We start from the raw sequence: 21,324 nt of genomic DNA on the forward strand, positions 1-21,324 counted from the left end.
TGCGCGTCAGCTGGGCAGCGTGAAGCTGACAGATTCGAATTCGATGCGTGTCGGCCCCGCATAGGGGTGGGCATGCACCGCCAATATCCAAAGGCTCACCACCGCCGCAATGGCAAAGATGCTCAACGCATTGCGGCCCGCCCTGGGGCGATCGGCGTGAACCGACGCTATCGTGACCATGGACAGAAAGGTCAGGAACAGCACCAGGTACCATTTGTAGTCGCTGACCGAACTGCTGCCGATGGCCAGGCGCTTGTTTCGGGCATCCTGCAGTTCGTCGAAATCCTGTGTCATCTTGGCGATCAGCGAGCCCGGCGCGCCGTTTTTGGCAATTTGGATGATGGCAACTCGAATTTTCTGCAGCGCATCGTCCACCTCGGGCGAAGGCGAGCGGTTGGATGACATCCGCCACTCATATTGCTCCACCGCAGATTTGTAGGCCTTCAGCGCCTGCATCATCGCCGGCGCGTCGAGAGCGTCGGCGCTTGCCATGCCCCCCAGCCGCCTGACGCAGGAGCGCTCCTCGCTCGCGGCCTGCTCGGCCTGTGCCTTGAACGACCAGATGTCGGCCGCTGCAAAGCCAAGCGCCAGCGCCCAGGCCGTGGCAACGGTGCTGACAAAAGTCGCGACGGGGATGGTTTCGGGGACCTTTGCCGCCCGCCTTCGGAAATATTCCAGCAGTCCGAGCGAAATGATGAAGCACAACAACCCGAAGGCGGAAAACGCACCCAGCAAAGCCGCGGCGGACCAGGAAAAAAAGTCGTGCAATAAAGTCCCTCCCGAAGATCTACGGTCCTGTTTCCTGCCCGATTCAGGGTGTGTCGTCCAGCCTGAGTTCCTTGGTGCAATCGACCGGTCGGCGGCCGCCTTGACCGGTCACATCGCCCTAGATTTCGAACTCGGCCTGCCCTTCGTCGGCGGCGTTGATCACTTCGGCCGCCAGAGCCCTGGTTATGCGGGTCTTCTGTTCGAGCGCGGCGCGGTCGAGGCGATCGACGACCTGGATTGCGGTCGAAAGCGAGCGCTCGATGCGGCGGACGAGATATTGCACCACGGCCGGATCGACCTCGATCTGGCGGTCGGCGAAAAGCTTGGTGATGACGCCGGCCAGCAGCAGGTCATCAGGTTCATAAATCTCGACGGTCGCGGCCGCCTTCAGCCGCGAGGCAAGGTCCGGCAAGGTCACGCCCCAGCCGCCGGCAAAACGCCGTGCCGTCAGAAGAAGGGTGGTGCCTGTGGCGCGTATCTGATTGATCAGATGAAACAGGCCCGTCTCATCCAGCGGCCCCTGGTCGGCATCGTCGATCAGCACAGGCCGCGAGCCATCCACTGCAGCCACATGGGGCTCGATGTCAGTCGCATCGAGTGAAATCGCGCCCGAAATTTCGCGCCACACGGTGGCCAGGTGCGACTTGCCCGAGCCCGCCGGCCCTGCCAGCACCACCACAGGTGACGGCCAGTCGGGCCATCGGTCGACAAGCGCCACCGCCTGCGCGTTGGCCTGCGACACGACAAGGTCGTCGCGCGAATAGCCCGTGGCATGGCCGAGGTCGAGGGGAAGCTGGCGCGGTTTTTCCGGTTCGCTCATGGTCTTGGCAATTTATCGATCGGTCGTGCTGTCGCCGTCCTGGGCGGGGTCGGTCGCCTTGGCTTGCGTCACCTCGGCGTGGCCCCTGTAGAGCGGCGACTCCAGATAGCGGCTAATCCCGAAACGTACCAGTACCGCGATCGCCGCAGCCGCTGGCACGGCGATCAACAGCCCGACAAAACCGAACAGCGCGCCGAAGGCGAACAGCGCAAACATAAGCCAGACCGGGTGCAGGCCCACGCTCTTGCCGACAAGACGCGGCTGCAGGATGTTACCCTCGATGAACTGGCCGACAAAGAATACACAAGCCACTGCCACCACCATGAGCCAGTCCGGCCAGAACTGGACGAAGGCAAGCCCCACGGACAGCACGAGCCCGACCAGCGATCCCACATAGGGAATGAAGCTGATGAGCCCGGAAAACAGACCGATCAGCACGCCGAACTTCAGGCCGGTCAACGTGAGCCCGACCGCGTACATGATCCCAAGCACCAGACAGAGCGTGCCCTGCCCGCGCACGAAGCCGGCTGTGGCGGTGTTGATGTCGGTGGCGAGCTGCCGCACCGTGTCGACATGATCGCGCGGAATCCAGCTGTCCACGGTTGCGATCATCCTGTCCCAGTCGAGCAGCATGTAGAACGCCACCACCGGGGTAACCACGAACAGGCTGGCGATGGAGAACAGCGCCACGCCGGAGCTCCAGATCGACTGGAAAACCGTGGTGATAAACCCGAATCCCGTGGTGAGCAGCGAATTGAGCCCCTCGCGCAGACTGTTGGGATTTACGCCGAATCGCTGCTCGATCCATTGCGGATCGAAACTGGTGATCAGCCCTTGCAGTTGGGAAAGATACTCCGGCAGCTTGGCGATGAAGTCGGCGAGCTGAGTGGCGAGGATCGGAATGAGAATGACCAGGGCCAGCGTCAGAACGATGACGAAGGCGACGAGAATAAGGATGGTCGCCATGACCCGCGAGAGGCCGAGCCGCTGGAGCCTGTCGGCCACCGGATCGAGAAAATAGGCCAGCACCATGCCCGCCACGAAGGGCAGCAGGATGCCGCTGAACAGGTAGATGAAGAGGGCCAGCACGACGGCGGCGACGATCCAGAAGCGGACCTGCCGACGGAACACTGCGGCCGCCGCTTCCTCCTGCGTCACTTCAACCGTTTGGAGTCTCGCTTTTGCCATAGCCGTTCATGTGCCTGAGCCAGCCCACGAGATAGGCTGCCGCCGAAGTGACGGTCAAGAGCCCAGAGAGCAATATGAGCACGAGCCGGACGGGGCCGTATTGGGTCTGGAACGCCAGCTCGGCAAGTGCCACTGCGGCGAGCACGATCTGCACCGCGGTGTTGGCCTTCGAGACCAGGAGCGGCTTCATCGCCACCGGGTTGCCCATTACTGTCGACAACACGACCGCGCACACGATGAGCCCATCGCGCGAGACCACCGCAATGACCAGCCAGAGCGGCAGTTCCCCCATGAGACCCAGCATGACGAAAACGCTGACCAGCAGGAGCTTGTCGGCCATAGGGTCGAGATAGGAGCCCAGGGCCGAGCGCTGGTTGAAATGTCGGGCCACGAAGCCATCGATAGCGTCCGATGCGCCAGCGACGATAAAGCCGGCGAATGCCCAATCCGTACGGCGCAAGAGCAAGGCGTAGATCACGCCCGGCACCAGCAAGAGCCGCAGAATCGTGATCACGTTCGGAACCGTCACGACGCCATAGTCTCCCTCACTTCGATCCCGATACATGGTCGAGAGCATCGCCGGCTGCAAGATGCCACACGCGGACAGGATTCCCGCCACGTTTTTCCGCCGCAAATGTGTGGCTGTGTGGCCGCTGTCCTTGCGAGGCCGGATGGTTCATGCGAAGAGCCCGGCCATGTCATGTTATGCTAGTCGCGGCACGCGGCCCCATCAGCATTGTCCAGAGGAACGGCCATGAGCGAGCAGAAGAACGGGCTCACATATGCACAGGCGGGCGTCGACATCGATGCCGGAAACCTGATGGTCGAGAAGATAAAGCCGCTGGTGCGCTCCACCCGCAGGCCAGGCGCGGACGGCGAGATCGGCGGCTTCGGCGGACTGTTCGACCTGAAGGCAGCCGGTTTCACCGATCCCGTGCTGGTCGCCGCCAATGACGGCGTCGGCACCAAGCTGAAGATCGCAATCGAGGCCGGCAAGCACGACACGATCGGCGTCGACCTGGTCGCCATGTGCGTCAACGACCTGGTCGTGCAGGGCGCGGAGCCGCTTTTCTTCCTCGACTACTTCGCCACAGGCAAGCTCGACCCCGACCAGGGCGCGGCAATCGTCAGCGGCATTGCCGAGGGCTGCCGCCAGGCCGGCTGCGCGCTGATCGGCGGCGAAACGGCAGAAATGCCCGGCATGTACCAGGACAAGGACTATGACCTTGCCGGATTTGCGGTGGGTGCGGCCGAACGCGGCCAGCTTCTGCCCACCGACGACATCGTGGAAGGCGATGTGCTGCTCGGCCTTTCCTCTTCCGGCGTCCACTCCAACGGCTTCTCACTGGTGCGGCGCATCGTAGCGGCAAGCGGGCTGGCCTGGACCGACCCCTCGCCCTTCTCCGAAGAAGGCGAGACGCTCGCCGAGGCGCTGCTGGAGCCGACCCGCATCTATGTGAAGTCGGTGCTGCGCGCCATCCGCAACACGCACGGCATCAAGGCGCTGGCGCACATCACCGGCGGCGGCTTCCCCGACAACATTCCGCGCGTGCTGCCGGCCGATTTCTCGGCCGAGCTTGACCTCGACGCCATCGACGTGCCGCCGGTATTCTCCTGGCTTGCCAGGACGGGCGGCGTCGCCCCGGACGAGATGATGCGCACCTTCAACTGCGGCATCGGCATGATCATGGTCGTGGCCTCCGGACAGGCCGCCCAGGTGGCGGCGGTGCTGCAGGAAGCCGGCGAGAAGGTCGAGCCCATCGGCCGCATCGTGCCGCGCCGCGACACCGGCGTCATCTATCGCGGGAACATCTCCCTATGACCCAGCACCGGAAGCGCACAGTCATCCTGATCTCCGGGCGCGGCTCCAACATGGCCGCGCTGATAGAGGCAGCCGAAGACAGTGCCTTTCCGGCGGAAATCGTCGGCGTGATCTCGGACAAGGCCGATGCCGGCGGTCTGCAGCTAGCGGCCGCCAAGGGCATCGCCACGCGCATCGTCTCTCGCGGTGACTTCGCGAGCCGGCAGGCGCATGACGACGCCATAGACGCGGAACTGGCAGGTTTCGGCGCCGAAATCGTCTGTCTTGCCGGCTATATGCGGATTTTGACGCCCGCCTTTGTCGAAAGGTGGCAGGGAAGGATGATCAACATCCACCCTGCGCTGCTGCCTTCCTTCAAGGGGCTCGACACCCATGCACGCGCGCTTGCCGCCGGCCAGCGCATCCATGGCTGCACGGTGCATTTCGTGACGCCCGAGATGGACGACGGCCCGATCATAGCCCAATCTGCGGTGCCGGTGCTGATCGGCGACGACGAGCAGGCGCTCTCGGCCCGCGTGCTGAAGGCCGAACACGAGCTGTATCCCATGGCGCTTCGGCTGGTGGCCGAGGAGAAGGCGCGCATGGAAGACGGCAGAACCGTATTCTCCAACTTCGAGGCAGCGGACCAGGGCGGAACGCTGACCTCCCCCGGCCCGGCAGACAAGCCGATCGATCTTGAGGCGCTGGCCCGCATCACACCATAGGACAGCCGGCGCCCACCGACGCGGAGCCATCGCATGACGAAGGAACTGCTTCTTCTGCGCCACACCAAGTCCAGTTGGGACGAACCAGGCGTTTCCGACTTCGACCGCCCGCTTGCGCCGCGAGGCCGCAAGGATGCGCCGCGCATCGGCCGCGCCCTCGCAGAGCTCAAATGGCGTCCGCAGATGGCGCTGGTTTCGCCCTCGGCCCGCACGCGAGAAACCTGGAAGCTCGTGAAGGCCGAGACCAAGCATCTACCCAAGCCGACATTTTCCGAAGCGCTCTATGAAACGCCTGCGGAGCAACTTTTGGCCAAGCTGCGCCACGTGCCGGAAAAGGTCGATTCCCTCATGCTGCTCGGACACAACCCGGGACTGCAGGACTTGGCACTGCGCCTCGCAGGCCAGGGGTCCGACGAGGCAATCCTGCAGAAGCTGCGCAAGAAACTTCCGACCGGCGGGTTGGCCAGGCTGGAATTCGATGGTTCGTGGAACGAGCTCGGACAGGGCGAGGCGCGCCTCACCCATCTGCTGCGGCCGAAGGAACTCTGACGAAGTCAGGCAGCCCGCACCCAGACCTTGTTGTCGTGCACCGCTGCGCCGCCATAGGGTGCCGGCGCGTCCGAGCCGGTCAGCACATTGATGCCCTCGCCGCGCTCGTGCGCGTGGTTCGGCCAGACGCCCTCGGCGATCACCACGCCGCGCTTGATGCCGTCGAACAGCCGGGCGTGCAGCACCACCTCGCCGCGATGGTTGCCGACCTCGACGCGGTCCCCGGTCGCCACGCCAAGCGTCGCAGCGTCGTCGGGGTGGATCAGCAGTTCCGGCCGCCCTTCCTTCTCGCGCGACACCGGCGTTTCGGCGAAGGTCGAGTTGAGGAAATTGCGCGCGGGCGAGGTCGCCAGTCGGAACGGATGCTCCGCATCCGCCACCTCGATCAGGTCGACGTGATCCGGGAACTCCGGCAACTGGTTCACCGGGCCGAATATGCCCATGCTCTTGGGCGGCTTGTTGGGCGCAATGCCGCCGTTCCATTGCGGCTTGAAGCGGAACTTGCCGTCGGAGTGCCCGAAGCCATTCAGGAAATGCGCATCCTCGAACTCGGGTTGCATGTCCACCCAGCGGCTTTCCCTCAGGCTGTCGAAATCGCCCAGCCCGCGCTTGGAGAGCATATGGTCGATATGCTGGCGCTCGGTAAGGCCGAAGCCCGGCAGATGCGCCACGCCCAGCCGCTTCGCCAGTTCCTCGATGACATAGTGGTTGGTGCGCGGCCCCACCGGCGGGTCAATGAGCTTGGGGCCGAGCGTGATGTGCTGGTTGCCGCCGCCCTTGTAGATGTCGTCATGCTCGAGGAACATGGTGGCCGGCAGCACGACATCGGCGAGCCTGGCCGTATCGGTCATGAACTGCTCGTGCACGCAGGTGAAAAGGTCCTCGCGCATAAACCCTTGCACGACCAGCCGCTGCTCGGGCGCGACGTTCGCCGGGTTGGTGTTCTGGATCAGCAGCGCCGTGACCGGCGGCCCGCCATAGAGTGCGTCCTCCGCCCCTGTCAGCACCGGCCCGATGCGGGAATGGTCGAGATAGCGGACATTCGGGTCGCGCAGCTTCGTGCCTTCCAGAAGCTCGCCATTGAGCTTGTAGATGCCCGAATTGGAGTGAAACGCGCCACCGCCCTCATATTGCCAGGCGCCGGTGACCGCCGGGATCGACAGCGCCGCATGCATGTTGACCGAGCCGTTGCGCTGGCGTGAAAAGCCGTAGCCGAGACGGAAGAAGGTTTTCTTCGTCGTGCCGACCAGTCGTGCGAAGGCCTCGATCTCCTCGACCGACAATCCGGTGATCGCGGCCGCCCATTCAGGGGTGCGCGTGGCGAGATGCGCCTCGAGCCCCTTCGGGTCGTCGGTGTATTTTTCGAGATAGTCGCGGTCGGCAAGCCCGTCGCGGAACAGCACATGCATCACCGCGCAGGCCAGCGCGCCATCGGTGCCCGGCTTCAGCACCAGGCCCATGTCGGCCTGCTTCATGGTGGCGTTTTCGTAGATGTCTATGACGACGATCTTGGCGCCGCGCTCCTTGCGGGCCTTCACCGCATGGGTCATGACATTGACCTGCGTGACGACCGCATTGGTGCCCCAGATCACCACGCAGTCCGACTTGGCGATCTCGCGCGGGTCCGAGCCGCGCAGCGCGCCGGTGCCCAGAACATAGCCGGTCCAGGCAAGGTTGGTGCAGATCGAGCCGAAGAAGCCGGAATATTTCTTGGCGTGGCGCAGGCGTTCGATGCCGTCCCGCTGCACCAAGCCCATAGTGCCGGCATAGAAGTAAGGCCAGACCGTCTCGGAACCGTATTTTTCTTCCGCCGCGATGAACTTTTCGGCGACGAGGTCGAGTGCGGCTTCCCAACTCGCTTCCTTCCACTGCCCCTGCCCCTTGGCGCCGGCGCGCACCAGCGGCTTCAGCAGCCTGTCGGGATGATGGATGCGGTCTGCATAGCGCGCCACCTTGGCGCAGATCACGCCAGCCGTATAGCTGTTGTCCTTGGCGCCGTGGATGCGCCCGATGCGATCCGGCGCCAGAAGCTCGACGTTCAGCGCGCAGGTGGACGGGCAGTCATGCGGGCAGGCCGAGTGGCCAATTCGGATCGGGGCGTGCTGGTTCATGGCGCCTGTTTATGCCTATTTGCCGGCGCGGAATAGAGCCACCAATCTGGTTTGGCTGCAACCAATTAGTGTTGACTAATCGATAAGCGTACACTAATTTGTCTTCCATGATCGAGACCGCACCCATCACGACCGTCATGCGCGCACTGGCCGATCCCACGCGCCGGGCCGTGTTCGAACGCATCGTGTCCACCGACGAGATCACCGTTGCCGAGCTCACCCGCGGCAGCGGCGTTACCCAGGGCGCAATCTCGCAGCATCTGAAGTCGCTCAAGCACGCCGGGCTGGTGGTCGAACGCCCCGAAGGCCGCAACGTCTACTATCGCGCCGAACCCGCAGGACTGGCGCCGCTGTTCGACTGGATGAGCCATTACGGCATGTTCTGGCGCGATCGCTTCGCCGACCTGAGAACCCTGCTCAAGGAAATCGACCCATGACCGATACCATGCACAAATCCGACACGCGGGACATCGTGGTGCAGGAGGTGTTTCCGCACGCGCCGGAGACGATCTGGAACACCTTGACCAGCGGCGCGCTTATCGCGCGTTGGTTGATGGAGCCGGTCGGCTTCGAGCCCGTGGTGGGCAGCCGCTTCACCTTCCACACCACGCCGGCCGGCCAATGGGACGGCACCATTCATTGCGAGGTGCTGGAGGCAGCACCGAACCGGCGTTTCGCCTATTCCTGGAAGGGCGGGCACGACAGCAATGACGGCTACGGATCGTTGCTCGACACAGTCGTGACCTGGGCTCTCGAACCCACAGAAGCCGGAACGCGCGTAACGCTCACCCATGCAGGCTTCGAGATGCCGCGCAACGAGACCGCCTTCCGCAACATGAGTGGCGGCTGGAACAAGGTGGTGCCGCGGCTGCGCGCCATCACCGACGATCTGAACTGATCAACAACGCGGGCGGAGTATTTGTCCAGCGACCGGGCGGGAACCGCTCGGCGAGGGATGTCTTACGCCCCGCCCTGACCGGAGGAGAACAGACATGACGAAAGCCTATACCGGCGGCTGCGCCTGCGGCGCGATCCGCTACGAGGTGGCGGCCGAGCCCATCATGACCAATGACTGCCACTGCCGGCAGTGCCAGAGGGACAGCGGCACTGGGCACGGCTCCTACCTTGCCTTCCCACGTAAAGCCGCCACACTGCATGGCGAAGCTCGGAGCTTCGACTTTACCGGGGACCAAGGCGTGGTGAAGAGCCGCGCCTTCTGCCAGACCTGCGGCACGCCCGTCTACATGCTGTTTCCCGACGTGCCGGACATCTTCGTGGTCAGGGCCGGCACACTGGACGAGCCGGAGCGCTATCGACCGCAGATGGTGCTCTGGACGGAGACGGCACAGGACTGGGACCGGATCGACCCGGCGCTACCGGCTTTCGCCCGCATGCCTCCGGCGGCGGGGTAAGCCCCCTACTCCGCCATCCCTTCCTCATATTCAGCCGACAACTCCAGCCATTTGTCCTCATGCATGGACAATGAGGAGGTAAGTTGTGCGCGTTCCTTGGCGAGCTGGGTGGCCGCTGTCGGGTCCTTTTCGTAGAGGGTCGGGTTGGCCAGTTGATCCTCGATCGCGTCGATGCGCTTGCGGATGCGGTCCATCAGCGCCTCGGTGGCGCGGATTTCCTTGGCCACCGGCTCCATTGCCGCGCGGCGGGCGGCCGCCTCGCGGCGACGGTCGGCCTTGGAGGTCTCTTTCGCCTCGCGCTTTTCGCGGCGATCCACGGATACCCCGGTGACCATGGTGCGATAGTCCTCGAGGTCGCCGTCATACGGCTTCACCGTGCCGTCCTTGACCAGCCACAGCCGGTCGGCGGTCGCCTCCAGCAGGTGCCGGTCGTGGCTGATGATGATCACCGCGCCGGGGAAATCGTTCAGCGCCATGATCAGCGCCTCGCGGCTATCGATGTCGAGGTGGTTGGTCGGCTCGTCGAGGATGAACAGGTTGGGCCCGTCGAAGGCTGCAAGCCCCATCAGCAGGCGCGCCTTCTCGCCGCCGGAGAGGTCCTTGGCCGGCGTGTTCATCTTCTCGGTCGAAAGGCCGAACTGGGCGACGCGCGCCCTCACCTTTGCCTCCGGCGCGTCCGGCATCAGCCGGCGCACATGCTCGTAGGCGTTTTCCTCCGGCCGCAGGTCGTCGAGCTGGTGCTGCGCGAAGATCGCAACCTTGAGGCCGGGCGCAATCGTCACCGTGCCCGTCTCGGCCTTCAGGCGGCCGGCCAGCAGCTTGGCGAAGGTCGACTTGCCGTTGCCGTTCGCACCCAGAAGCGCGATGCGATCGTCACTGTCGATGCGAAGCGTCATCTTGCGCAGGATCGGGCTGCCCGGCTGGTAGCCGACATCGATGCCGTCCAGCGCCACGATGGGCGAGGCCACGGTCTTCACCGGCTCGGGGAAGCTGAACGGCCGCACGTGGTCCTCGACCAGAGCCGCGATCGGCTTCATCCGCTCCAGCGCCTTGATGCGCGACTGCGCCTGCCGGGCCTTGGACGCTTTGGCGCGGAAGCGGTCTACGAAGGACTGCAGATGCTTGCGCGCCGCCTCCTGCTTGGCGCGGCCCCTTTCCTGCAGCTCGCGCTGCTCGGCCAACTGCCGCTCGAACTGGTCGTAACCGCCGCGCCAGAAAGTCATCTTCTTCTGGTCGAGATGGACGATCGAATTGACAGCGCGGTTGAGCAGGTCGCGGTCGTGGCTGATCAGAAGAACCGTGTGCGGATATTTCGACACGTAGTTTTCCAGCCACAGCGTGCCTTCGAGATCGAGATAGTTGGTCGGCTCGTCGAGCAGCAGCAGGTCGGGCTGCGAAAACAGCACCGCCGCCAGCGCCACCCGCATGCGCCAGCCGCCGGAGAAGGACGAAGCCGGGCGCTTCTGCGCCTCGTCATCGAAGCCGAGACCGGCGAGAATGGTCGCCGCGCGCGCTTCGGCCGAATGCGCATCGATGTCGGCGAGCCGCACATGGATTTCGGCGATACGGTGCGGGTCGGTCGCGGTCTTTTCCTCTTCCAGAAGCGCTGCGCGCTCCAGATCGGCCTTCATCACGATGTCGATCAGCGGCTCCTCGGTGCCCGGCGCCTCCTGCGCCACCTGGCCGATGCGCAGGTTCTTCGGCAGGCTGATCGAGCCCGTCTCGGTCGGCTGGTCGCCGGTGATCGCCCGGAACAGCGTCGTCTTGCCGGTGCCGTTGCGGCCAACGAGCCCCGCCTTCGTTCCCGCCGGCAGCGTGAGCGAAGCGTGGTCGAGAAGCAGGCGTCCGGCGATACGGATGGAAAGATCGTTGATGATAAGCATTGCGGGCTTTTGCACCGGAGTTTTGCGGATCGCAAGGCCCAGCGCACTGACGAGGCCGCGCCAGACTTAAAACTGCCCAAACTCAGGCGAAGGCGCGACCTTCTTCGGCCCGCTGGAAGGCAATCAGATCGAGTTGCACGGAGGGCTCGCCGAGCGCTGTCAGCGCCATGTGAACCTGGCCGCGGTGATGCGTCTGATGATTGAAGAAATGCGCGAGCGCCGGCGCGAGGCGCTGCGAGATCGTGCGCATGTCCGTCACTGTCATGTAGCTGAAACGGCCGGCCAGCGCCTGGTCGCTCAGGCTGCTGATCCAGGCCACGATCCGTGCGTCCTCGGCCTGGCGGGCGGCGCGAAGCTTGTCGAAATCGTCGAAGAGGATGGCGTCAAGCTGCGAGGGGGCGTCGCCCTCGCCGGTAAAGCGCTTGAGCCAGATCCGGTCGGCGACCAGCAGGTGATTCAGCGTACCCAGCACTGACTTGAAAAAGGCGCCAACATCGCGGCGCAGCTCTTCCTCGGTCAGGTTTGCGGCCGCTTCATAGATGCGCTGGTTGGCCCAGAAATTGTAGGCCGCAAACATCATGAAATGCTGTTTCATGGATTTTCCTTCAGCGTGCAGACGACGGAATACCAACCATATCTAACCCCAGAGACGTGAAGCTCCGATTACCATTATTCACACCCGGAAGTGAGGCGTCGGGGAAACGCCTCGCTGGAAAAGCACGCATTGGGGCTTGCTTGCGGTCGCAAAGGGCCTCCTGACCCTTGGCAATATGGCAGACGCCCTGTATAGGGTCCGCCACCATCTCCACCCCATCTTCAAAAGGAAATACCATGGCGATCGAACGCACGTTTTCGATGATCAAGCCGGATGCCACCCGCCGTAACCTCACCGGCGCCATCACCAAGATGCTCGAAGATGCCGGCCTGCGCGTCGTCGCTTCCCGCCGCGTCTGGATGAGCCGCCGCGAGGCCGAAGGCTTCTACGCCGTGCACAAGGAACGCCCCTTCTTCGGCGAACTGGTCGAGTCCATGTCGTCGGGCCCGACGGTCGTGCAGGTCCTCGAAGGCGAGAACGCCATCGCCAAGAACCGCGAAGTGATGGGCGCCACCAACCCGGCCAACGCCGAGGAAGGCACCATCCGCAAGGTCCACGCCCTGTCGATCGGCGAAAACTCGGTGCACGGCTCGGATGCTCCCGAGACCGCTGCCCAGGAAATCAAGTACTGGTTCTCCGACACCGAGATCGTCGGCTAAAATCTTGAATCCGAATTCGGGTGCAAGCACCTGATTTCATTGAAAAGCCGGGGCGAACGCTCCGGCTTTTTTCTTGGCCGCGCGTTATCCGGGGCAGCCCCGCTCATGGCCTTTTCGAACTATCCTCGGCACCTGGCTTCTTCAGCATCTCGACCAGCAAAGTTTGAGGACCGGCGGTGAGCGGGTCGATCTCGTAGCGGCTGTTGTTTTCGAACCATAGCGTGTGATCGACGCTGATGGTTGCCTCCAGCAGGTAGGTGGCCGTCGGCCGAACGGCCAGCGGGTTGAAATGCAACTCAAACTTGATCGGCACCTGCGGATTCGGGATCACCTGCTGGCCGATGATTGCTGAAGGTTCGCCGGCGGGGGACGTTTCAATCAGCTGCACGGTGAGGACAGCGCCTGGTGGCAGCGCAATCCGCTCGCGGTAGAGCACCTCGCCGGTAACGGTCTTGTCCTCGGCCATCGATCGGGCGGGCAAGATGAGCGCGCCCGCCACCAGCGGTGCCAGGCCGAAGATCAGGATTTTAGCAAGCCTGCTCAACATGACATCGCCTCCTCGCGCGGCGATTTGACTTTGGCTTCCTGCGGCCAGGATCAGCGGCGCCAGCGCGCCGCCGCCTCGTCATCTGCTTCCTTGGCGTCGACCCAGCCGCCTTCCGAACCGTCGGCGTGGTGCTCCTTCTTCCAGAACGGCGCGCGCGACTTCAGATAGTCCATCAGGAAATTCGCCGCCTCGAATGCTGCCTGCCGGTGCGCCGAAGCCGCCACGACCAGAACGATGTTCTCGCCCGGTGCGATCTTGCCATAGCGGTGGATGGCGGTGAGCCCCTGTAGCGGCCAGCGTGAAACCGCCTCGGCGGCAATTCGCAAAATCTCCGCTTCGGCCATGCCTGGGTAGTGCTCGAGTTCCAGAGCAGCCAACCGCCCTGCCTCGTCACGGCACAGCCCGGTGAAGGTCACCACCGCGCCGATATCCGCACGCCCGCCAGTCAGCCGCGAAATCTCGGACTGGATGTCGAAATCCTCGCGCTGGATGCGCACATCGGGCGTCACGACGGCCGGCATGGATTCAGCCCCCGGTCATGGGCGGAAACAGTGCGATCTCGCGCGCGCCTGCGATCTTTTCCCCGTGGTCGACATGCTCCTGGTCGATGGCAACGCGGATCACGTCCGGATACTGCAGTGCGTTCTCATATTCCTCGCCGCGGCCCTTGAGCCAATGCAGCAGATCGCTCACCGTCTCCACCTCGGACGGCAAGGCGACTTCCTCTTCCGGCAGGCCGATGCGCTCGCGGACCCAGGCGAAATAGACGAGTTTGGTCGGGTTCTGTGTCATTCTTCGATGATATGCTTCACGCCGGCACGAAAATAGTCATAGCCCGTATAGAGCGTGACGATCGCGGAAATCCAGAGCAGCGTTATGCCTACTTGTGTCCAGTACGGCACGATCTTGTCGCCGGCCGGCCCCAGCAAAAGGAAGGCGATCGCGATCATCTGGATCGTCGTCTTCCATTTGGCAAGCTGCGTCACCGGCACGCTGACCTTCAGTGCGGCAAGATATTCGCGCAAGCCCGAAACCAGGATCTCGCGGCAAAGGATGATGATGGCCGCCCAGAGCGTCCAGCCAGCGATGGTGCGATCCGTGTCGGCCGCCAGAAGCAGCAGGCAGGTCGAGACAAGGAGCTTGTCGGCGATGGGGTCCAGCATGCGGCCGATATTGGAGGTCTGCTGCCAGGCGCGCGCCAGATAGCCGTCGAAATAGTCAGTGATGCTCGCCGCCAGAAACAGCGCCAATGCGGAATAACGAGCAAAGTCGCTTGAGCGCAGTCGGCCTTCCAAAAAGAAGCACAGCACGATCAGCGGCACCGCCAGGATGCGGCCATATGTCAGAATGTTGGGAAGGTTGAACGCATGCTTCCCCCTCTTATTCCCGCTTCTTTCAACCTTCGTAGTCACATCAGATACCTGCATAGGGGGTCAACCAAGTGGACGCGCCGGCCAAGCGCCGCTTCTAATAGCGCATTAATAGCGCAAACGTTCAACTGTCGTGGAAGTGATTGTAAACAATCCGCGCGATCGACTCCGAAATGCCGTCCACCGCCACCAGATCCTCGACCGCCGCGCGGCTGACCGCCTTGGCGGTGCCGAAGTGCAAAAGCAGCGCACGCTTGCGCGTTGGCCCGATGCCGCTGATCTCGTCGAGCGGGTTGCGCGTCATCTCCTTCTTGCGGCGCGCGCGGTGCGAGCCGATGGCGAAGCGGTGCGCCTCGTCGCGCAGGCGCTGCACGAAATAGAGCACGGGATCGCGCACCGGAAGCGTGAAGGATTCGCGCCCCTTGGCGAAAAACCGCTCGCGGCCGGCATCACGATCGACGCCCTTTGCCACGCCGATTGCCACCACCCTGTCCTCGATGCCGAGGTCGGAGAGGATCTGCCGCACCGCAGTCATCTGGCCCTGCCCACCGTCGATCAGGATCACGTCCGGCCAGGCCGGGAAAGCGCCGTTCGACACCTCATCCGCATCGGCCTCCCCCGCCCCATCCACGGCGTCGCCGTGTTCCTTGAGCAGGCGTGAGAAGCGCCGGGTCATCACCTCGCGCATCATGCCGAAATCGTCGCCGGGGGTGATGTCGGTGGAGCGGATGTTGAACTTTCGGTACTGGTTCTTCACGAACCCTTCCGGCCCGGCCACGATCATCGCGCCGACGGCGTTGGTGCCCATGATGTGCGAGTTGTCGTAGACCTCGATGCGCACCGGAGCATTCTCCAGACCGAAGGTTTCGGCCATGCCGGCCATCAGCCGCGCCTGTGTCGAGGTCTCGGCCAGCCGGCGCCCCAGCGCCTCGCGCGCGTTCTGGGCTGCGTGGTCCACAAGGTCCTTCTTCTCGCCGCGCTGCGGCACGGCAATCGTCACCTTGTGGCCGGCGCGGGTTGCGAGTGCCTGCGTCAGCAGCTCCTGCTCTTCAACCGCGTGGGAAAGCAGCACCAGGCGCGGGCATGGCTTGTCGTCATAGAACTGCGCCAGGAACGAGCCCAGCACCTCCTGTGCCTCCATTGCCGGGTCGGCCTTGGGGAAATAGGCGCGGTTGCCCCAGTTCTGGCCGGTGCGGAAGAAGAACACCTGGATGCAGACCTGCCCGCCTTCCTGGTGGATGGCGAAGACGTCGGCCTCCTCAGTCGACTGCGGGTTGATGCCCTGGTGGCTCTGCACGTGGCTCAGCGCCGCCAGACGGTCGCGGTAGATCGCGGCGCGCTCGAAGTCGAGTTCCTCGGCCGCTTCCTGCATGGCGGTCGAGATTTCGGTCTTCACCTTCTGGCTGCGGCCGGAAAGAAAATCCTTCGCCTCCGACACCAGTTCGGCATAGTCCTCGGCCGAAATCTCGCCCGTGCAGGGGCCCGAGCAGCGCTTGATCTGGTAAAGCAGGCACGGCCGGGTGCGGCTCTCGAACACGGAGTCGGTGCAGGTGCGCAGCAGGAAGGCGCGCTGCAGCGAATTGATGGTGCGGTCGACCGCGCCGGCAGACGCGAAGGGCCCGAAATAGTCGCCCTTGCGCGAGCGCGCGCCGCGATGCTTGAAGATGCCGGGCGACGGATGATCGCCGGTCAGCATGATATAGGGGAACGACTTGTCGTCGCGCAGCAGCACGTTGAAGCGCGGCCGCAGGCGCTTGATGAGGTTCGCCTCCAGCAGCAGCGCCTCGATCTCGGTGCGGGTGACGACGAATTCCATGGTCGCGGTCTCGCGCACCATGCGGCCGATGCGCTGGGTGTGGAAGCGGCCCTGGGCATACTGGCTCACGCGCTTCTTCAGGTTGCGCGCCTTGCCGACATAGAGCACGTCACCGGCCGCATTCATCATGCGATAGACGCCGGGCGCATTGGGCAGGCGCTTGACCAGAACCTGGATAACCTCCGCCCCCACCTTGCCCTCGGTGTCGCCGGCGTTGGCGGTCCAGTCGAGCGCGGTGAAGGAAGACTCGGGCGCCGCCGATGTGGCCTCGGCTTCCGAGACGTCCTCCTCCTCGACGTCATGTCCGGGCATGTAGCCGGCGACATCGTCGCTGGCTCTGCCCGCCCGGGGACGGTGAAGCGATTTCAGGTTGGGATTCGCGGGATTCATTCCACCATGCCTGTCACATCGGGCGTCTGCCATGCAAGATGCTGGCCGCCGTCTAGCGCGATCATCTGTCCGGTGACGGAGCGCGCTTCCCATAGATAGCGGATCGTTGCGCCGAATTCCAAAAGCGACGGCCCGCGCTTCAGAATCAGTCCCTCGACCTGCGCGGCGAAATCCTCCGGCTGCTGACGGCTGCTGGGCAGCGTCGGCCCCGGCCCGATGGCATTGACGCGAATGCGCGGGGCGAGCGCCTGCGCCATGGTGCGGGTCGCATCCCAGAGCGCCGATTTCGACAGCGCATAGGAAAAGTAGCGCGGGGTCGGCTTGCGCACCCGCTGGTCGACGATGTTGACGACGAGCCCCTCCGCGTCCGGCGGCAGGGCCTCGGCAAAGCGCCGCGTAAGAAGCACCGGCGCCTTCACATGGACGGCAAAGTGCCGATCCCACACCGCCCACTCGAAATCGGTGACTTCGTCGGCCTCGAATATGGAAGCGTTGTTGACCAGTAGCGAAACCGGGCCCAATGCGGCGGACGCCTGGCGGATCAGCCCATCGACGGCCCGCATATCGGTCAGGTCGGCCACCACCACCGCAGCTTCGCCGCCATTTGCAGCAACTGACGCGGCCAGTTCGTCGGCCTCGGCGCGCGAGCGATTGCAGTGGATGGCCACGGCGAAACCATGGGCGGCGAGATCCTCGACAATCGCCCTGCCGATGCGCTTGCCTCCGCCCGTGACCAGTGCCGTCCTGGCGATTTTTGTCATTTGTCCACCCCCTGATTGCATGCGCCGAGTTCGCTTGCCGGGCAAATTGGGCGCTTGAGACGTAAATTGCTGTTGGCGCCTTTGACGGCAATGTGGCGAGAGGCCCGTCAAATCGCCTCCAACGGCGGAGGAAATTCATTCATCGATTCAATATAGGCAGCGCAAGCGGTTGATAAAAGGCCATTTTTCCGGAGGTCGCTTGGAGGACGTTGCAGTGGTGTTGCCCGACCGCAACGTCACGTTTCCGCCTCATTGGCGCCAGCTAAAGACCCCATTTGAGGTACGCTGCGGCCGCAATTGACCCCGACATTCTGCCCTGTCAGACGCCACCCGGGTTCTCCCAAACCTGCGTAAGCGTCCCCCACAGAAGCAATTTTAGTGCTGTGGCTAAGGAGAGTAGAGAAATGGAAGCCAAGTTGAAATTCGCGCGGCCCCTGGCGGCTGCTATCGGGCTCATCGCCCTTGCTGGCGTGATCCCCGCCAACGCGGCCGACGTGGTCATGGAAGTGCCACCGGCACCGGCTGCGCCGATGGTGGAGCCTCCGCTCAACACCTGGTCCGGCCCCTATGCCGGTGTCACGCTCGGCTACGGGTTCTCCGGCCGCGTCAAGGACAACGAAGCCAACAACACCATCAACACCGAAGGTTTCATGGGCGGCGGTTTCGCCGGCTATAACTTCCAGATGGACAACTTCGTGGCAGGCGTTGAAGGTGACGTCGGCTATGGTGGCCTGAAGGGCGACAACACCGACACCGAAGTGAAGGGTGGCGTGAACGGCTCGCTCCGCGCTCGCCTCGGCTATGCGATCACCCCGGATGTCCTGCCCTACGTCACCGCAGGTGGTGCAGCGCAGAGCGTGAAGCTGACCGATGACATCGGCTCCGACAAGAGGACCATGGTTGGCTGGACGGCCGGCGTGGGCACCGACGTCAAGCTCACCGATCAGGTTTTCGGCCGCCTCGAATACCGCTACACCGATTACGGCAGCAAGGCGTTCGACACCGGCGCTGGCGCACGCGACATCAGCGCTCGCGATCACCGCGTCCAGTTCGGCATCGGTATGAAGTTCTAATATACACTTGCCTTAACGGGCGGGACGGGAGGCCGGGCGCTGATCAGCGCCCGGCTTTTTTGTTGCCGGAAAGCAAAGGAGAAACTCCTGCAGGTGGTGCAGCGAGGGCACGCAGAGTTGCGGCTCAGCCGCCGCGCACTGGTGGCATCACCGCTTTGGGCAGGCGGCAGGCCGCACGACGGTCGGCCTCGTCGCAGCTTCTGAAACTCAGGTCCTTGTTCATGCAGATGCGCACCTCCCGCAGGTAGCGCCGGTCGCAGGTCACCGCGATGCCGTCGCCCGGCAGCCCCTGGTTGGCGCGCAGGAAGGCGCGCTCGACATCCGTCGGATCGAGCATGAGATAGTTCTGCAGGCGCGTGAACTCTGCGGGAATATTCACCCTCTCGCGCGCGGCGCGCAGCACTTCGAAATATTCCTCCTGGTCAAGGCCGCTGCAGCTTCCATGCTTGCGCCACTGGTAGCCTATGAGGCCGACGGCGGGCATGATGTCCAGCAGCCCGCGCGCCATATTCCCGGGCACCCGCGGTCGGTCTGTCGGGCAATCTTCGGGATATCCGCGCTCGAACTGCGGCCACAACCCATGCACCACAAAAGCATAGGGCCTAGGGGCCGAGCATTGCCGGTTGTTTGGCCTGTCGCCCTCGGCTGCGCAATAGCTCGGCGACCATGACAACGACAGGACGTAAAAGTCGAACCCGCTGCCGATGGGAACGGCCGCCGGTGCGGCCGCGTGCGGAGCCTGCCCATGGACCTGATCGCCGACTGCCGGCGCGGCAAATGCGGCCAGCGCAAGCAGCGCCAGGCCCACTCTCGCGCCAACGGCCGTAATTCCAAGCGGCTTCATCGTCTTCGCCGGCAAACTCAGCGCAAGACGCGGCACTTGCCATCATAGACGAACCAGCGATCGAAGCCGGAAACGCAGAACTCCACATTCTCGCCGATGCTGGCCAAGCCCATGCGACCCTCGATCAGGTACCAGATGTCGCTTTGGCTGCCGTCCGAAAGGATGACCTTGGCGCCGCAATAAAGCCGCATGATCGGATGGCGGTAGCCCACCGGCACGTAGCGGGTTTCACGGATGTTGTAAAAATCGGTGATCGCCACGTTGGGCAGATACGGCACGTGGGTAACCTGGTAGCGGAAGCGGCTGGTGATTTTTCTGAGATAGCTCGGGTGGGCGCACAAGCTTATCGCCCCGGGTTCCTGACTCACCAGGAAGTCCGCGGCTCGCGTCTCAGGCACTGCAAGGAACGACCCGGCCGCGAGAACGGCAGCCATGGCGAATCGGGCGATACGTGACATTGCTGACCTCGTGAATCATCACTGAATGCGATGTCTGTTCGAGGATAGTGCGCAACGGCCGCAAAACGGTCAAGCGGCGGCAGTTTCTCCGGCAAGCCACTCGAGCGACCAGGCAGCGCCCTTTTCTTCCGCGAGAAGCGAATGCAGTACGGGAAGCAATGTCCGCAGTTCCTGCTCGAGCGTATAGGGCGGGTTGACCACGATCATGCCGGTGCCATCCAGCCGCGGCTCGCGCGAAGGCCGCCGGATCTCGAAGCCGATGTCCATGATCTTAGGTATGCCCGCCTCCGCAAGCGCGGCGCGGAAGTCGGCGACGGCAGCCCTGTCCTTGATCGGATACCACAGCGCATAGATCCCGCCCGGCCAGCGCCGGTGCGCGCGATGCAGGCCATCGACCAGGCGCTGGAACTCGCCTTCCTTTTCGAAGGGCGGATCGACCAGCACGAGGCCACGCTTTTCCTTCGGCGGCAGATGCGCGCCAAGCGCCAGCCAGCCATCCAGTTCCGTTACGCGGACCTGGAAGTCCTCGGCAAAGAGCGCCTTGAGTTGCTGCACGTCCTGCGGGTGCAACTCGATGGCGGAGAGCCGGTCCTGCTTGCGCAGCAGGCGGCGCACGATCAGCGGAGAGCCGGGATATGCTTCAACCCCGCCCTCCAGATCGCTCGCCTGCACCGTTTCAAGATAAGGCCGAAGCAGTTGCGCGGCCTCGGGCGGCAGCTTCGCGCCGAGCAGGCGTCCGATTCCCCCGTGCCACTCGCCGGTCTTGCGAGCCTCCTCAGACGAAAGGTCATAGAGGCCGATGCCGGCATGGGTGTCGATGACACGGAAGGCCTTGTCCTTCTGCTTCAGATATTCAACGAGACGCACCAGCACCACATGCTTGATGACGTCGGCGAAATTTCCGGCGTGATAGATGTGGCGATAATTCATGCTGGGTTCTCGTCGTCCTGCCCCTGGCGCACGGTCCGGGGGCCTGCCTCTCCGGCCAGGCGCCGCCGGTGGATGGCAGCCACAAGACCGACTTGTCCAACCGCCATCATAAGCAGGCCGAGCACGCGCAAGCCCTGGCTGACCTGCCAGATATTGGCGCGCAGTACCAAATCAATCGACCTTATGTAAATGCTCTCATCGTCGCGCGGCTGAAGGGTGAAGATATATTTCCCGTCCGCCACCTCCGAAATCACGCCGGCATTGTCACGATAGATCCGCTCGTTGATGGCCGCCGACCTCGCAGTCAGCCTTGCGTCGTTGAGCCTCAGCGGCCTTGAAAATGCCGTGCGCTCCCCGGAAGCCGCGGTGAGGATCAGGCCGCCGTGCGGGCCATAGCCGGTCAATTGGCCCACCACCCGCAAGTCGAGCAGCACGCGTAGCGGCGCCTCTTCAGCAGCGAGCCGGACTTCCACCGTGCGATAGCCGGCGGCATGGTCGAAGATCCTCCATGCGCCGACATGGTGACCGGAGAAAGTTTCCGCCCACCAGGGGTAGACAACGCCAAGCCCCACTCCCGCAATCAGCGTCAGTAAAAACAAGAGACGCATGGCAAGCCTGCCGCCG

General features: G+C 63.8%; 25 protein-coding genes. 8 read left to right on the forward strand and 17 right to left on the reverse strand.

Features of this window, described 5'->3' with window-relative positions; all coding sequences use genetic code 11:
* Positions 1–6: 6 nt before the first annotated feature.
* The 4 genes from AC3A4H_RS00715 to AC3A4H_RS00730 all read right to left on the reverse strand — a co-directional run bounded on the left by AC3A4H_RS00715 (position 7) and on the right by AC3A4H_RS00730 (position 3,305).
* Entirely contained in the window at positions 7–768 is a 762-nt protein-coding gene (locus AC3A4H_RS00715) for a bestrophin-like domain (RefSeq protein WP_348778432.1), read from the reverse strand.
* Positions 769–886: 118 nt separating this feature from the next.
* Positions 887–1,588 carry a DnaA regulatory inactivator HdaA gene (gene hdaA / locus AC3A4H_RS00720; RefSeq protein ID WP_487764981.1) on the reverse strand — a complete coding sequence of 234 codons (702 nt, stop codon included), beginning with the start codon at positions 1,586–1,588 and terminating at the stop codon, positions 887–889.
* A gap of 12 nt (positions 1,589–1,600) precedes the next feature.
* A complete protein-coding gene (locus tag AC3A4H_RS00725) occupies positions 1,601–2,776 on the reverse strand; it encodes an AI-2E family transporter (protein WP_487764982.1) in 1,176 nt (391 codons plus the stop codon).
* Positions 2,748–3,305 (reverse strand): CDP-alcohol phosphatidyltransferase family protein, encoded by a 558-nt coding sequence (locus AC3A4H_RS00730; RefSeq protein WP_487764983.1) that lies wholly within the window; start codon positions 3,303–3,305, stop codon positions 2,748–2,750. Before AC3A4H_RS00730 ends, AC3A4H_RS00725 begins: the two co-directional genes overlap by 29 nt.
* A gap of 225 nt (positions 3,306–3,530) precedes the next feature.
* Between AC3A4H_RS00730 and purM the strand changes: the two genes are divergently transcribed.
* From purM to AC3A4H_RS00745, 3 genes are read left to right on the forward strand one after another with little or no spacing between them, the layout of a single operon-like run.
* Positions 3,531–4,598 (forward strand): phosphoribosylformylglycinamidine cyclo-ligase, encoded by a 1,068-nt coding sequence (gene purM / locus AC3A4H_RS00735; RefSeq protein ID WP_487764984.1) that lies wholly within the window; start codon positions 3,531–3,533, stop codon positions 4,596–4,598.
* Entirely contained in the window at positions 4,595–5,302 is a 708-nt protein-coding gene (purN, locus tag AC3A4H_RS00740) for a phosphoribosylglycinamide formyltransferase (protein ID WP_487764985.1), read from the forward strand. The genes purM and purN overlap by 4 nt, the downstream gene beginning before the upstream one ends.
* Before the next feature lie 33 nt (positions 5,303–5,335).
* Positions 5,336–5,851, forward strand: a complete 516-nt coding sequence (locus AC3A4H_RS00745; RefSeq protein WP_487764986.1) for a SixA phosphatase family protein — start codon at positions 5,336–5,338, stop codon at positions 5,849–5,851.
* 5 nt (positions 5,852–5,856) lie between these two features.
* Here AC3A4H_RS00745 and AC3A4H_RS00750 read toward each other — a convergent pair whose 3' ends face one another.
* The gene (locus tag AC3A4H_RS00750; protein ID WP_487764987.1) at positions 5,857–7,962 is read right to left on the reverse strand and encodes a molybdopterin-containing oxidoreductase family protein; all 2,106 of its coding nucleotides are present in this window, start codon (positions 7,960–7,962) and stop codon (positions 5,857–5,859) included.
* Between the two features lie 107 nt (positions 7,963–8,069).
* On the opposite strand from AC3A4H_RS00750, the gene AC3A4H_RS00755 reads away from it, so the two are divergent.
* The 3 genes from AC3A4H_RS00755 to AC3A4H_RS00765 all read left to right on the forward strand — a co-directional run bounded on the left by AC3A4H_RS00755 (position 8,070) and on the right by AC3A4H_RS00765 (position 9,374).
* On the forward strand, positions 8,070–8,399 hold the full coding sequence (locus AC3A4H_RS00755) for an ArsR/SmtB family transcription factor (RefSeq protein ID WP_487764988.1): 330 nt from the start codon (positions 8,070–8,072) through the stop codon (positions 8,397–8,399).
* On the forward strand, positions 8,396–8,860 hold the full coding sequence (locus AC3A4H_RS00760; RefSeq protein ID WP_487764989.1) for an SRPBCC family protein: 465 nt from the start codon (positions 8,396–8,398) through the stop codon (positions 8,858–8,860). The genes AC3A4H_RS00755 and AC3A4H_RS00760 overlap by 4 nt, the downstream gene beginning before the upstream one ends.
* A gap of 94 nt (positions 8,861–8,954) precedes the next feature.
* Positions 8,955–9,374 (forward strand): GFA family protein, encoded by a 420-nt coding sequence (locus tag AC3A4H_RS00765; RefSeq protein WP_487764990.1) that lies wholly within the window; start codon positions 8,955–8,957, stop codon positions 9,372–9,374.
* Between the two features lie 5 nt (positions 9,375–9,379).
* Here the strand turns inward: AC3A4H_RS00765 and AC3A4H_RS00770 are convergent, their stop codons facing one another.
* Together AC3A4H_RS00770 and AC3A4H_RS00775 are read right to left on the reverse strand one after the other, a co-directional pair.
* Positions 9,380–11,257, reverse strand: a complete 1,878-nt coding sequence (locus AC3A4H_RS00770) for an ABC-F family ATP-binding cassette domain-containing protein (protein ID WP_487764991.1) — start codon at positions 11,255–11,257, stop codon at positions 9,380–9,382.
* A gap of 82 nt (positions 11,258–11,339) precedes the next feature.
* Complete coding sequence (locus AC3A4H_RS00775; protein ID WP_487764992.1) at positions 11,340–11,852, reverse strand: DinB family protein; 513 nt, start codon at positions 11,850–11,852, stop codon at positions 11,340–11,342.
* Positions 11,853–12,088: 236 nt separating this feature from the next.
* On the opposite strand from AC3A4H_RS00775, the gene ndk reads away from it, so the two are divergent.
* A complete protein-coding gene (ndk, locus tag AC3A4H_RS00780) occupies positions 12,089–12,511 on the forward strand; it encodes a nucleoside-diphosphate kinase (protein ID WP_348778417.1) in 423 nt (140 codons plus the stop codon).
* Positions 12,512–12,614: 103 nt separating this feature from the next.
* Here the strand turns inward: ndk and AC3A4H_RS00785 are convergent, their stop codons facing one another.
* The 6 genes from AC3A4H_RS00785 to AC3A4H_RS00810 form a co-directional block, all read right to left on the reverse strand.
* Positions 12,615–13,058 carry a YbaY family lipoprotein gene (locus AC3A4H_RS00785; protein WP_487764993.1) on the reverse strand — a complete coding sequence of 148 codons (444 nt, stop codon included), beginning with the start codon at positions 13,056–13,058 and terminating at the stop codon, positions 12,615–12,617.
* 50 nt (positions 13,059–13,108) lie between these two features.
* Entirely contained in the window at positions 13,109–13,579 is a 471-nt protein-coding gene (locus tag AC3A4H_RS00790; protein WP_348778415.1) for a molybdenum cofactor biosynthesis protein MoaE, read from the reverse strand.
* A gap of 4 nt (positions 13,580–13,583) precedes the next feature.
* Positions 13,584–13,850 (reverse strand): molybdopterin converting factor subunit 1, encoded by a 267-nt coding sequence (gene moaD / locus AC3A4H_RS00795; RefSeq protein WP_348778414.1) that lies wholly within the window; start codon positions 13,848–13,850, stop codon positions 13,584–13,586.
* The gene (pgsA, locus tag AC3A4H_RS00800; protein WP_348778413.1) at positions 13,847–14,470 is read right to left on the reverse strand and encodes a CDP-diacylglycerol--glycerol-3-phosphate 3-phosphatidyltransferase; all 624 of its coding nucleotides are present in this window, start codon (positions 14,468–14,470) and stop codon (positions 13,847–13,849) included. The genes moaD and pgsA overlap by 4 nt, the downstream gene beginning before the upstream one ends.
* A gap of 82 nt (positions 14,471–14,552) precedes the next feature.
* Positions 14,553–16,634: an excinuclease ABC subunit UvrC gene (gene uvrC, locus AC3A4H_RS00805; RefSeq protein ID WP_487764994.1), complete on the reverse strand. Its 2,082-nt coding sequence runs from the start codon at positions 16,632–16,634 to the stop codon at positions 14,553–14,555.
* Positions 16,631–17,395 carry an SDR family oxidoreductase gene (locus AC3A4H_RS00810; protein ID WP_487764995.1) on the reverse strand — a complete coding sequence of 255 codons (765 nt, stop codon included), beginning with the start codon at positions 17,393–17,395 and terminating at the stop codon, positions 16,631–16,633. Before AC3A4H_RS00810 ends, uvrC begins: the two co-directional genes overlap by 4 nt.
* 404 nt (positions 17,396–17,799) lie before the next feature.
* On the opposite strand from AC3A4H_RS00810, the gene AC3A4H_RS00815 reads away from it, so the two are divergent.
* Positions 17,800–18,468, forward strand: coding sequence for an outer membrane protein (locus AC3A4H_RS00815; protein WP_487764996.1), 669 nt, complete (start codon positions 17,800–17,802; stop codon positions 18,466–18,468).
* Positions 18,469–18,592: 124 nt separating this feature from the next.
* On the opposite strand, the gene AC3A4H_RS00820 is transcribed toward AC3A4H_RS00815, so the two are convergent.
* From AC3A4H_RS00820 to AC3A4H_RS00835, 4 genes are all read right to left on the reverse strand, one after another.
* Complete coding sequence (locus AC3A4H_RS00820) at positions 18,593–19,312, reverse strand: ribonuclease T2 family protein (RefSeq protein ID WP_487764997.1); 720 nt, start codon at positions 19,310–19,312, stop codon at positions 18,593–18,595.
* A 17-nt stretch (positions 19,313–19,329) separates the two neighbouring features.
* The gene (locus tag AC3A4H_RS00825; RefSeq protein WP_487764998.1) at positions 19,330–19,770 is read right to left on the reverse strand and encodes a hypothetical protein; all 441 of its coding nucleotides are present in this window, start codon (positions 19,768–19,770) and stop codon (positions 19,330–19,332) included.
* A 69-nt stretch (positions 19,771–19,839) separates the two neighbouring features.
* Positions 19,840–20,700: a 23S rRNA (adenine(2030)-N(6))-methyltransferase RlmJ gene (locus AC3A4H_RS00830; RefSeq protein ID WP_487764999.1), complete on the reverse strand. Its 861-nt coding sequence runs from the start codon at positions 20,698–20,700 to the stop codon at positions 19,840–19,842.
* Positions 20,697–21,308 (reverse strand): hypothetical protein, encoded by a 612-nt coding sequence (locus tag AC3A4H_RS00835; protein ID WP_487765000.1) that lies wholly within the window; start codon positions 21,306–21,308, stop codon positions 20,697–20,699. The genes AC3A4H_RS00830 and AC3A4H_RS00835 overlap by 4 nt, the downstream gene beginning before the upstream one ends.
* Positions 21,309–21,324 lie beyond the last annotated feature (16 nt).

Source organism: Pseudaminobacter sp. Soil_N_29, from assembly GCF_057656055.1.

Excerpts from the sequence above, each read along its gene's own strand:
- AC3A4H_RS00785 (WP_487764993.1), bottom strand. The coding sequence starts at position 13,058 with ATGTTGAGCAGGCTTGCTAAAATCCTGATCTTCGGCCTGGCACCGCTG.
- AC3A4H_RS00725 (WP_487764982.1), bottom strand. The coding sequence starts at position 2,776 with ATGGCAAAAGCGAGACTCCAAACGGTTGAAGTGACGCAGGAGGAAGCG.
- AC3A4H_RS00830 (WP_487764999.1), bottom strand. The coding sequence starts at position 20,700 with ATGAATTATCGCCACATCTATCACGCCGGAAATTTCGCCGACGTCATC.
- AC3A4H_RS00770 (WP_487764991.1), bottom strand. The coding sequence starts at position 11,257 with ATGCTTATCATCAACGATCTTTCCATCCGTATCGCCGGACGCCTGCTT.
- ndk (WP_348778417.1), top strand. The coding sequence starts at position 12,089 with ATGGCGATCGAACGCACGTTTTCGATGATCAAGCCGGATGCCACCCGC.
- AC3A4H_RS00760 (WP_487764989.1), top strand. The coding sequence starts at position 8,396 with ATGACCGATACCATGCACAAATCCGACACGCGGGACATCGTGGTGCAG.
- AC3A4H_RS00775 (WP_487764992.1), bottom strand. The coding sequence starts at position 11,852 with ATGAAACAGCATTTCATGATGTTTGCGGCCTACAATTTCTGGGCCAAC.
- purM (WP_487764984.1), top strand. The coding sequence starts at position 3,531 with ATGAGCGAGCAGAAGAACGGGCTCACATATGCACAGGCGGGCGTCGAC.
- AC3A4H_RS00790 (WP_348778415.1), bottom strand. The coding sequence starts at position 13,579 with ATGCCGGCCGTCGTGACGCCCGATGTGCGCATCCAGCGCGAGGATTTC.
- AC3A4H_RS00765 (WP_487764990.1), top strand. The coding sequence starts at position 8,955 with ATGACGAAAGCCTATACCGGCGGCTGCGCCTGCGGCGCGATCCGCTAC.
- AC3A4H_RS00820 (WP_487764997.1), bottom strand. The coding sequence starts at position 19,312 with ATGAAGCCGCTTGGAATTACGGCCGTTGGCGCGAGAGTGGGCCTGGCG.
- AC3A4H_RS00825 (WP_487764998.1), bottom strand. The coding sequence starts at position 19,770 with ATGTCACGTATCGCCCGATTCGCCATGGCTGCCGTTCTCGCGGCCGGG.
- AC3A4H_RS00745 (WP_487764986.1), top strand. The coding sequence starts at position 5,336 with ATGACGAAGGAACTGCTTCTTCTGCGCCACACCAAGTCCAGTTGGGAC.
- AC3A4H_RS00755 (WP_487764988.1), top strand. The coding sequence starts at position 8,070 with ATGATCGAGACCGCACCCATCACGACCGTCATGCGCGCACTGGCCGAT.
- hdaA (WP_487764981.1), bottom strand. The coding sequence starts at position 1,588 with ATGAGCGAACCGGAAAAACCGCGCCAGCTTCCCCTCGACCTCGGCCAT.
- AC3A4H_RS00835 (WP_487765000.1), bottom strand. The coding sequence starts at position 21,308 with ATGCGTCTCTTGTTTTTACTGACGCTGATTGCGGGAGTGGGGCTTGGC.
- AC3A4H_RS00810 (WP_487764995.1), bottom strand. The coding sequence starts at position 17,395 with ATGACAAAAATCGCCAGGACGGCACTGGTCACGGGCGGAGGCAAGCGC.
- uvrC (WP_487764994.1), bottom strand. The coding sequence starts at position 16,634 with ATGAATCCCGCGAATCCCAACCTGAAATCGCTTCACCGTCCCCGGGCG.
- AC3A4H_RS00815 (WP_487764996.1), top strand. The coding sequence starts at position 17,800 with ATGGAAGCCAAGTTGAAATTCGCGCGGCCCCTGGCGGCTGCTATCGGG.
- AC3A4H_RS00750 (WP_487764987.1), bottom strand. The coding sequence starts at position 7,962 with ATGAACCAGCACGCCCCGATCCGAATTGGCCACTCGGCCTGCCCGCAT.
- purN (WP_487764985.1), top strand. The coding sequence starts at position 4,595 with ATGACCCAGCACCGGAAGCGCACAGTCATCCTGATCTCCGGGCGCGGC.
- moaD (WP_348778414.1), bottom strand. The coding sequence starts at position 13,850 with ATGACACAGAACCCGACCAAACTCGTCTATTTCGCCTGGGTCCGCGAG.